Source organism: Rhizorhapis sp. SPR117 (assembly GCF_021742065.1).
Genome location: NZ_JAKKIE010000086.1, coordinates 1 through 10,394, shown reverse-complemented (window position 1 = coordinate 10,394; position 10,394 = coordinate 1). Strand labels below are relative to the sequence as shown.

Here is a 10,394-nt window from a genome sequence, read left to right as displayed (position 1 = left end):
TGTTCAATGACTTCACAACGTTCAGCATCCGGGAAAATCCAATCCCCACTGGACAAACATCATAGGAGCAATAATGACCATCGTTGACAAGTGGTCCCACAACGCGTTCATCCCCGGTCAGGTCGAACTGGACGAACATGAAGCTGCGATGATCGAACAGCGAACGCGTCTGCTCGGTCCAGCCTATCGTCTGATGTACCAGAAGCCGCTCCATTTCGTTCGTGGCGAGGGAGTCTGGCTTTATGACACCGACGGACGCCGCTATCTCGACACCTACAACAATGTGGTATCGCTGGGTCATTGCCAGCCCGACGTGGTGGAGGCGATCACCCGGCAGGCATCGACCCTGTGCACCAACACCCGTTACCTGCACGAAACCATTCTGGAACTGGCCGACGGTCTGCTCTCCACCGTGAGCGGCGGACTGTCGCATATGATGCTGACCTGTTCGGGCAGCGAGGCGAACGATCTTGCCTATCGCATCGCCAAGGTCCGGACCGGCGGAACAGGCGTCATCATTACCGAAACTGCATACCACGGCATCACCGATTCCGTGTCACAGTTTTCGCCGACCCTGGGTCCGGCCGTCCCGCTGGGCACACATGTCCGGACCGTTCCAGCGCCAGCCGCCTATCGCGGCGGGCCGAATGTGGCCGACTGGTTCACCCGCGACGTCGAAGCGGCTATCGCCGATCTCAAGCGGCACGGTATCCAGCCTGCGATGCTGATCGTCGATTCGATCTTTACCAGCGATGGCATCCTGCCCGAGGAGCCGGGCTTTCTGAAAGGCGCCGTAGATGCCATCCACAAGGCTGGCGGTATTTTCGTCGCGGACGAAGTGCAGCCCGGCTTTGGTCGAACGGGCGGCAGCATGTGGGGCTTCCAGCGCCACGGTATCGATCCCGACATCGTGACCTTGGGCAAGCCAATGGGCAATGGCCAGCCGATTGCGGGTCTTTTGACGCGGCATGACGTGGTCGAGCAGTTCGGCAACAGCTCTCGCTATTTCAATACGTTCGCAGGCAATACCGTGTCGTGCGCTGCGGCTGTCGCGGTGCTGAAGGTCATCCGGCGTGACAGGATCATGGACAATGCGCGCGACGTCGGCGCATATCTGCTGGCGAAGGTAGAGGCACTCCGTTCGCGTCACGAGTGCCTGGGCCATGTCCGCGGTGCAGGCATGTTTGTTGCCGCCGACATTGTTTCCGACCGTGAGGCCCGGACCAGCGACGGCGCACGCACGACGAAAGTGGTCAACGCGATGCGGGAAAATGGCGTGCTGATCAGCGCTTGCGGAATGGATCATAATATCCTGAAAATCCGCCCGCCGCTGATCTTCAGCAGGGAGAATGTCGATCTGTTCGTCGATGTACTGGACAATGCGCTGGTAGATTGAACGGATGGGCGGAATATTCGTCTATCTGCACGACAATATACGGCATGAAGTGCCAAGTCCGTCTGAAACTCGACATGCGTATTGTGGTGACTGCGTTCAAGATCATCGAACAGGGGACTGGCTGGGGAGAGGCGGAGCATATGGCGACTAGCATTTCAATCCGACCCGGATCGACCGACAATATTGCGCCGAACAAGGCGACTTCCGCTGTCAGTGCCCGGCTTGTCAATATTGACGCTCTGCGCGGTTTCGTGATGGTCCTCATGCTGCTGGACCATTTGCGGGAAACCTGGTTCGTCAATTACATGGTGACCGATCCGATCGATGCGAACACCATCCTGCCCGCGATCGGTTTCGCCCGCTTTGTGGTGAGCTTCTGTGCTCCGATCTTCGTGGCTCTTACCGGTATTGGCGTCTACCTGTTCAGCATCAACCATACCGTCGAGGAAACCACCTCTTACCTGCTGAAGCGCGGTTTTCTGCTGATGGCGATCGAACTGTTCTATCTCTCACCACTTTACTGGGGGATCGTGCCGCAGCCGACCTTCTGGCTACAAGTGATCTGGTGCATCGGCCTGTGCATGATTGCGCTGGCCGCCCTGATGCGCCTGCCGCGTCCAGCCCTGATCGCTTTCGGGTTGATCGTGGTTTGCTTCCACAATTTTCTCGATCCAATCCGGCTAACGCAGGGCGATGCGCTGTTCCCGCTTTGGGCGATGCTGCACCAACGGGACGTGATTGCGCTGCCGTTCGGCTTCGTCGCCAAGACGACCTATCCGATCCTGCCTTGGCTCGGCGTCATTTCGCTGGGCTTTGGCATCGGGAACTGGTTCCGCCCGGATGTCGCGCCCGAAACGCGGCAGCGGCGGTTGCTGCTGCTCGGCTTCGGCATGATCGGCGCGTTCATCCTTCTGCGTCTGCTCAACGTCTATGGCGACAAGCCCTGGTATGTTGTCGAAGGCGATCCGGTCCGCACAATCATCGGCTTCATCTCGATGACCAAATACCCGCCCTCGCTGCTTTTCCTTCTGCCGACGCTTGGGGGCGGCGCGCTGTTGCTTGTCCTGTTCGAACGGATCAAGACATCGCGACTGATCGCCGCGCTGGCGGTTTTCGGGGGCGCGCCGTTCTTCTTCTACCTGTTCCACCTCACCGTCCTGCGCATCCTCTATCACAGCGCGCTGGCGATCTGGGGGCCGAACGATGGCCAGGCCTATATGTTCGACAACTACAACTGGGTGTTGGTCTGGTTCTTCGCGATGATCATTCCGCTCTACCTGCCGACGGCCTGGTATGCACGCCTGAAGCGCCGTCGCCGTGACATCGTCTGGCTTAAATATTTCTGACATTCGCAAGACCGCTTGACAGAAATTTCAGCGCCTGAATGCTTGCTTGACCCGGTTCGGAACCAGGGACCTGTCAAAGGAGGCCAAAGCGAAGGAAATCTTGATGCGAGTTCTTTACCATGGAAACGCGGCCAGGGGGCGCAATTGGCAGGAAGCCGTATCGCGTGCACTGCCGCAGGTTCGATTCGAGTGCTGGCCCGGTGCCGGGGACTTGACAGAAATTCGTCATGTCGTTGCATGGACCTTGCCCGATGAACTGATTGCTGCACTGCCTAATATCGAGGTCCTGTTCAGCGTTGGGGCGGGCATCGATCAACTTGATATCGCGCGCCTGCCACCTGGCCTGCGCATTGTCCGGATGATCGAACCCGGCATTATCGGCACGATGGCCGATTATGTTGTGATGGGGGTTCTTGCCCTGCACCGCGACCTGCCCTTTCATATCAGCGAACAACGTGCGGGGCGCTGGACCTGGCGGAATGTGTCACCTGCGAACGAATGTCGGGTCGGGGTGATGGGGCTCGGCGAATTGGGCCGAGCGGCACTGGCAAAACTCGCACTGCACGGGTTTCGCCTTTCGGGCTGGAGCCGCTCACAGCATCAGGCGGAGGGCGTGGAATGCTTTGCTGGTGATGAGGGCCTTGTGCCATTCCTTGCGCAGTGTGACATTCTGGTCTGCTTGCTCCCTTTAACCAGCGAAACTCGCCACATTCTGAATCGGACAACCTTTGCCGCAATGCCCAGGGGAGGGCGAGTGATTAACGCAGCGCGTGGAGGGCATTTGGTGCAGGAGGATTTGCTGGCGGCTCTGGATAGGGGCCAGCTGGCGGCGGCCATGCTGGATGTCACAGATCCTGAACCCTTGCCTGCCGGTCATCCGTTTTATTCGCACCCGGCAATCATTCTTACACCGCACGTCGCCGGCATCACGCGGACCGACAGCGCAGTTCATTCTTTGATCGATAACCTTGCCCGTGTGCTGAAGGATGAGCCACTCGTCGGCGAGGTCGATCGCAGCCGCGGCTACTGAACCGCAACCGTCCGCATCGCGGCATTAAATGCCGAAACAGGTTGAACAAAGATATCGGCCCCTAGTGCAAACCTGCCAATCGGAAACAAGTTTCGTGCCTTCGATGGTGAAAGATCAGTGCAACACAGGATCGAGCCTGATCTGAGAAATAGGGAACAATCTAGATGAGCATCTTCCAGCCCAAGTACATCAGCTTTGACTGTTACGGCACGCTCATCCGTTTTCGGATGTCGGAAATGGCGCGGGAGTTTTTTGCCGACCGGCTCCCGCCCGAGGCCATGGACGAGATGTGCCGGGTCTTTTCGGCCTATCGCCTGGATGAGGCGCTTGGGGCCTGGAAGCCCTATCGCGAGGTGCTGCGCAACGCCGTGCGGCGGACATCCAAAGCGATGGGGGTCGAATATCGCGAGGCCGATGGCGATGCGGTCTACGAGGCGGTGCCGACCTGGGGGCCGCATGACGACGTGCCGGGCGGGCTGTCGCAGATCGCCGACAAGATTCCGCTGGTGATCCTTTCAAATGCGATGAACGAGCAGATCGGACGCAATGTGGCGCTGCTCGGCGCGCCGTTTCACCGGGTCTACACCGCCGAAAGCGCGCAGGCTTACAAGCCGCGCATGCAGGCCTTCGAATATATGTTCGATCAGCTTGGCTGCGGGCCGGAGGTCATGATGCACGTCTCATCGAGCTTCCGCTATGATCAGAACACCGCGACCGACCTCGGCTTTGGCTGCCGGGTCTTCGTCGGGCGAGGACACGAGCCGTCGAACGCCAACTACCGCGATATCGAAATCCCCCATATCGGTTGCCTGCCCGCAGTGGTCGGCCTGTGACTTCTCTGTATCCGCCCCTTACCCGTCGTGGGTGATCGGTGCCGGGCTGATGGCGCGATATTCTTCTATTATTGTTTGAAAACCGGCATCTCATGCCAATCCTGACCGATTGAAACTACCATGGTGAACAAGATTATGCAGACAGCGACAGCCTTGAATGCATCTCTCGTAATGCGGCCCATGACTGTTCTTGATCTCCCGGCAGCCATGGAACTTTCGATAGAGCAGCAATGGCCGCATCGGAATGAGGACTGGGAACTTTTCCTTAAGCTGGGCGAAGGGCTGGTGGCGGAACGGGACGGCAAGCTGATCGGCACGACCATGGCCTGGTGCTTTGGCGAAGACATGGCGACCATTGGCATGGTGATAGTCTCTCCCGCCGCCCAAGGCCAGGGGATCGGTCGCAAGCTGATGGAAGAGATGATCCGCCGCCTCGGAAATCGCACCATTGTCCTTAACGCGACCGAAGAAGGCCTGCCGCTGTATCAGAAGCTCGGTTTCGTCGAGACCGGCCGCGTCTATCAGCATCAAGGACTGGTCAAGGATGTGCCGCTTGCCGAACTTTCGCCCGGCGATCGAATTCGCCCGAAAGGCAAGGCTGACACCAGCCTTGCGTCCTTCTACGGCGCAGCGAGCGGCATGGATCGCAGGGCGTTGTTCGATACCCTGGCGCAGGAAAGCCGCACCGTCGTCTATACCCACGACAACGTGCCAGCTGGTTTCGCCATGCTTCGCCGGTTCGGGCGCGGCTGGTCGATTGCGCCGGTTGTGGCGCCCGATTCGACAAGCGCGAAGGCGCTCATCCTTCACTGGCTGGCGGTGAAGCAAAGAAGATTTTGCAGGATCGATGTTACCGCAGAAGGCGACCTGAGCGGCTGGCTTGATAGCCTCGGTTTACCGTGCGTCGGCTCGGTTCGCACCATGGCGCGCGGCCCCGCACCGGTTTCAGGTCCCGAGGCCAAGGTTTTTGCTCTTGCTGCGCAGGCCCTCGGATGACTCTCGAACTCAAAGATGCCAGCCTGCTACGCCAGGCCGCTCTGATCAATGGCGACTGGGTGCCCGCCTCTGGCCGCGCCAGCGTTGCCGTTGAGGATCCGGCCTGCGGTGCGGTAATCGGTGAAGTGCCGGATTGCAGCGCGGCGGAGACGCAAGCCGCGATTGCTGCGGCCAATGCGGCCTGGCCGGAATGGCGAGGGTGGACGGGGAACGAACGCGCGGTCGTGTTGGAACGTTGGCACGTACTGGTTCTTGAAAATCTGGACGATCTGGCCCGGATACTGACCGCCGAACAGGGCAAGCCCTTTGCCGAAGCGCAAGGTGAAATCCGCTATGCCGCTACGTTCATCAAGTGGTTCGCCGAAGAAGGCCGCCGCGTCGGCGGTCACAACGTGGCCTCGCCCGAGCGCAACCGCCGGATCATCCTCATCAGCGAACCGATCGGCGTGAGCGCTGCCATTACGCCATGGAACTTTCCGGCGCAGACCGTCACCCGCAAATGCGCGGCGGCGCTTGCCGCCGGGTGCACTGTTGTGCTCAAGCCTTCGGACCTGACGCCGTTCACCGCGCTTGCGTTGGGCGAACTGGCCATGCGCGCGGGCTTCCCGGCTGGCGTGATCAACATCGTGACGGGCATGCCGCAGGAAATCGGCGCGACGATCACCGCCAGTCCCATTGTTCGCAAGCTGTCATTCACGGGCTCGACCCGCGTTGGTTCGCTGCTTTACCGGCAAAGCGCGGACACGGTGAAGAAGCTCAGTCTTGAACTGGGCGGCAATGCTCCGCTGATCGTGTTCGGGGACGCCGATCTCGACCTTGCGGTCAGCGCCACAATGGCCAGCAAGTTCCGCAACGGTGGCCAGACCTGTGTCTGCGCGAACCGGGTCATGGTGCAGGATTCGGTCTACGACGAATTCGCTGCACGCCTGAGTCGCGCGGTTTCGGCGCTCCATGTGGCGCCGGGCATGGAGCCCGGTGCCACCATCGGCCCGATGATCAACATGCCCACAGTCGATAAGATCCATGCCCACGTCGATGATGCCCTTGCGAAGGGCGGCAAGATTCTCGCCAGCGGTAGCGGTCGGGAGGGTGGCAACTTTGTCTTGCCGTTGGTGATCGGTGGCGCAACGGCGGACATGATCTGCGCTGCGGAGGAAACCTTCGGCCCTGTGGCGCCGCTCTACCGTTTTGGCAGCGAGGCTGAGGCTCTCGAGCTGGCCAATGCCACGCCCTACGGCCTCGCCAGCTATTTCTACACGCGCGACCTCTCGCGCGCATTCCGCGTTGCCGAGCGGCTGGAGGCAGGTATGGTCGGGTTGAACACCGGTTCGTTGGCGCTGGAAATGGCGCCATTTGGCGGTGTGAAGCAATCCGGCCTCGGTCGCGAGGGCGGACAGGCCGGTATCGAGGAATATCTGGAAACCAAGGCCTTCCACATCGGCGGGCTCGATCTTTGAAGGGTTATCCGTGACTATCAAGCGCAAATACGCCATTTCCGTCATTCCGGGCGACGGCATCGGTAAGGAAGTGATGCCGGAGGGGATCCGTGCTCTTGAAGTGGCAGCCGCCCGGTTCGGTTTCGAGATCGAGCAACAATGGCACGATTTCGCGAACTGCGACTATTACGCCGCCCACGGCCAGATGATGCCCGATGACTGGAAGGCGCAGATCGGTCGCCCCGATGCGATATTCTTCGGTGCGGTCGGCTGGCCTGACATCGTCCCCGATCATATCTCTTTGTGGCAGTCGATCCTCCAGTTTCGGCGCGAATACGACCAGTACGTAAATCTTCGTCCGGTGCGCCTCATGCCCGGCATTCCCTGTCCGCTAGCCAATCGCAAGCCTGGCGATATCGACTTCTGGGTCGTGCGCGAAAATACCGAGGGTGAATATAGCTCGATCGGCGGGCATATGTTCCCGGGCACCGAACGCGAAGTGGTGATCCAGGAAACGGTCATGACCCGTTATGGTGTCGATCGTGTGCTGCGCTATGCTTTTGATCTGGCCGAAAAGCGCGAGCGCCGGCACCTCACCTCTGCAACCAAGTCCAACGGGATCGCCATCACCATGCCTTTCTGGGATTCGCGCGTTGAGGCGATCGCTGTCGACTATCCATCGGTCAGTCATGACAAATACCATATCGACATTCTGACCGCGCAGTTCGTCATGAACCCCGACCGCTTCGATGTTGTCGTGGCATCAAACCTGTTTGGCGATATCCTGTCGGATCTGGGGCCGGCGTGCACGGGCACCATTGGCGTGGCACCGTCGGCCAACATCAATCCCGAAGGGATCCACCCTTCACTGTTCGAGCCAGTTCATGGTTCCGCGCCTGACATTGCTGGTCAGGGGATTGCCAATCCGATCGGGCAGATCTGGTCGGCTGCGATGATGCTTCAGCATCTGGGCGAAGCGGAAGCTGCAGCCGCTATAATCAGGGCGATCGAAGAAGTACTTGCCTCGTCTTCGGGCAGGACCGCCGATCTGAAGGGAAATGCCGATACCGTGAGCTGCGGAAAGGCGATCACCGCGGCCATTGGTTAGGGGCAGGACCTATTAATGACGAGGTCGAGATGGAGGCGAATACAGGCGCTGGGAGGGAGGGCGTGCGGCCAGATACTGGAAGTATCTGGCAATCGGCCGACCGCGCCAGCGCCTGTATTCGCCCCACCCTTCGGGCAGCGATGTCCGGGCCCTGTGGTTCGTCGAAGCGCTCAACCGGGCAATATGCCCGCTTTTCGCGCTTCTCCTCCCACAGCATCCCGGAGATCGCTGTCTCGATCCTCGTCATTAATAGGTCCTGCCCCTAACGCTGCGCGGCATTTTATGCCGCGATCTGGCTTTAAAAGCGAATGAAGGCTGAAGTTGGCCGGCGATTCGGTGCAACCGCCTTTCTGGTCTTACCTAAGCTTTAATTATGGAAAGCATCGTGAAACAACAGCAGGTCGGGTCCAATCTCTCCCTTGTTGATATAGACCGAAACCATCTTATCCACCCCGTCAGCTCGTTCCGCGGGCACGAGCGGCACGGTGCGCGCATACTAACAGCAGGTGACGGCATGTGGCTGACCGACATCGACGGTCGCCGCGTGCTGGATGCTTTTGCCGGGCTGTGGTGCGTGAATGTCGGCTATGGCCAGGAAAGCATCGTCGAAGTAGCGGCCGAACAGATGCGCCGTCTACCCTACGCGACAGGCTATTTCCACTTTTCCAGCGAACCGGCGATCCGGCTGGCTTCGGAACTTGCGTCGCTGGCACCCGTTGGTCTTGACCATGTGTTTTTTACGCTAGGCGGCTCGGACGCGGTCGATAGCGCCATCCGGTATATCGTTCATTACTTCAACGCGATCGGAACGCCGCAAAAGAAACAGTTTATTGCGCTGGAATGGGGGTATCACGGCTCCAGTTCCAACGGCGCCGGGCTGACTGCGCTGGCTAATTTCCACCGGGGTTTTGACCTGCCGCGCCCCTGGCAGCATTATATAGCATCGCACTATCCCTATCGGCATCCGCAAGGTACCGATGATGCAGCGGTGATCGCTTCATCCGTCGCGGCGCTCGAAGCCAAGGTTGAGGAGCTGGGCGCAGACACCGTTGCTGCTTTCTGCTGCGAGCCGATCCAGGGTTCGGGCGGCGTCATTGTCCCCCCGAAAGGCTGGCTCAAGGCGATGCGCGAGACCTGCACCAGACTTGGCATCCTGATGCTTGTCGATGAGGTCATCACGGGCTTTGGCCGAACGGGTCCGATGTTCGCGTGCGATGATGAAGATGTTTCACCCGATTTCATGACTCTTGCCAAGGGTCTGACGAGCGGATACGCTCCCATGGGGGCGGTTCTGATGGCGGATCATATCTACCAGACGATTGCGGACAGCGCGCCTGAAGCCCTGCCTGTCGGCCATGGATTCACTTATTCGGGCCATCCGGTCAGCGCTGCCGTCGGGCTCGAAGTTCTGCGACTTTACCAGGAAGGTGGCCTGATTGCGAACGGGCGCGCGGTCGGCAAGAGATTTGCCCAGCAGATGGATCGCGTTCACGATCACCCATTGGTAGGTGATACGCGTGGACGCGGTCTTCTAGGCGCGATCGAACTGGTGACTGATAAGTCGACAAAGACAGGATTTTCATCTGAACTGGACATAGCTGGTCGGCTTTCTCAGCTCACTTGGGATAATGGCGTGATAGTGCGTTGCTTCGCCAATGCCGTTATCGGTTTCGCACCGGCTCTTTGCTGCTCAGACGACGAAATGGACCTTATATTCGAAAGAGTCAGGAAATCGCTCGATCAGCTACTTGAGCAACCGGACGTGCGCGCCGCTGTCCACTGACCGCTAGGGGGAAACTGGATCATGGAATTGGGCCCGAAGCTTGACCGGATCGATCTCAAGATCCTCGCAAAACTGCAGCAGTCCGGGCGCATCACCAATGTGGAACTTGCCGATGCGGTCGGTCTTTCTCCAAGTCCGTGCCTCACGAGGGTCAAGCGGCTGGAGAAAGCAGGCTACATCATTGGCTACGGCGCACAGATAAACCTGCGCAAGCTGGGTGAGTTTCTGACCGTTTTTACCGAAGTGACATTATCCGAACATCGCCAAGGTGACTTTTCACGCTTTGAGTCACGCATTGCGAAACTCGACGAGATCGTCGAGTGCCATTTAGTGTCCCGCTTTTTGGAGGAAACCCCCCGACTTCAGTCGGGAAGAGGCTTCAGCCGTTACCTCGGGGAATAGTCTGTATCCTCGGAAAAAATGACAGGCCCGAAGGGCTGAACTGTCATTTTTTCCGAGGATACAG

The 10,394-nt window shown here is 59.2% G+C and carries 8 protein-coding genes and 1 pseudogene; all 9 read left to right on the top strand.

Annotated elements, in window-relative coordinates; translation table 11 throughout:
• Positions 1 to 73 precede the first annotated feature (73 nt).
• The gene (locus L3X40_RS19525; protein WP_237367071.1) at positions 74 to 1,396 is read left to right on the top strand and encodes an aspartate aminotransferase family protein; all 1,323 of its coding nucleotides are present in this window, start codon (positions 74 to 76) and stop codon (positions 1,394 to 1,396) included.
• A gap of 140 nt (positions 1,397 to 1,536) precedes the next feature.
• Positions 1,537 to 2,742 (top strand): DUF1624 domain-containing protein, encoded by a 1,206-nt coding sequence (locus L3X40_RS19520; RefSeq protein ID WP_237367073.1) that lies wholly within the window; start codon positions 1,537 to 1,539, stop codon positions 2,740 to 2,742.
• A 103-nt stretch (positions 2,743 to 2,845) separates the two neighbouring features.
• The gene (locus L3X40_RS19515) at positions 2,846 to 3,772 is read left to right on the top strand and encodes a 2-hydroxyacid dehydrogenase (RefSeq protein ID WP_237367070.1); all 927 of its coding nucleotides are present in this window, start codon (positions 2,846 to 2,848) and stop codon (positions 3,770 to 3,772) included.
• A 164-nt stretch (positions 3,773 to 3,936) separates the two neighbouring features.
• Positions 3,937 to 4,605 carry a haloacid dehalogenase type II gene (locus L3X40_RS19510; protein ID WP_237367069.1) on the top strand — a complete coding sequence of 223 codons (669 nt, stop codon included), beginning with the start codon at positions 3,937 to 3,939 and terminating at the stop codon, positions 4,603 to 4,605.
• A 180-nt stretch (positions 4,606 to 4,785) separates the two neighbouring features.
• Positions 4,786 to 5,601: a GNAT family N-acetyltransferase gene (locus L3X40_RS19505; protein WP_237367068.1), complete on the top strand. Its 816-nt coding sequence runs from the start codon at positions 4,786 to 4,788 to the stop codon at positions 5,599 to 5,601.
• Entirely contained in the window at positions 5,598 to 7,058 is a 1,461-nt protein-coding gene (locus L3X40_RS19500; protein WP_237367067.1) for an NAD-dependent succinate-semialdehyde dehydrogenase, read from the top strand. Before L3X40_RS19505 ends, L3X40_RS19500 begins: the two co-directional genes overlap by 4 nt.
• 10 nt (positions 7,059 to 7,068) lie before the next feature.
• Positions 7,069 to 8,145 carry a tartrate dehydrogenase gene (locus L3X40_RS19495; protein WP_272908056.1) on the top strand — a complete coding sequence of 359 codons (1,077 nt, stop codon included), beginning with the start codon at positions 7,069 to 7,071 and terminating at the stop codon, positions 8,143 to 8,145.
• Positions 8,146 to 8,518: 373 nt separating this feature from the next.
• Positions 8,519 to 9,928 (top strand): aspartate aminotransferase family protein, encoded by a 1,410-nt coding sequence (locus L3X40_RS19490; RefSeq protein WP_445177216.1) that lies wholly within the window; start codon positions 8,519 to 8,521, stop codon positions 9,926 to 9,928.
• Between the two features lie 21 nt (positions 9,929 to 9,949).
• Positions 9,950 to 10,264 (top strand): annotated as a pseudogene (locus tag L3X40_RS19485) (Lrp/AsnC family transcriptional regulator); the annotation flags it as partial.
• Positions 10,265 to 10,394 lie beyond the last annotated feature (130 nt).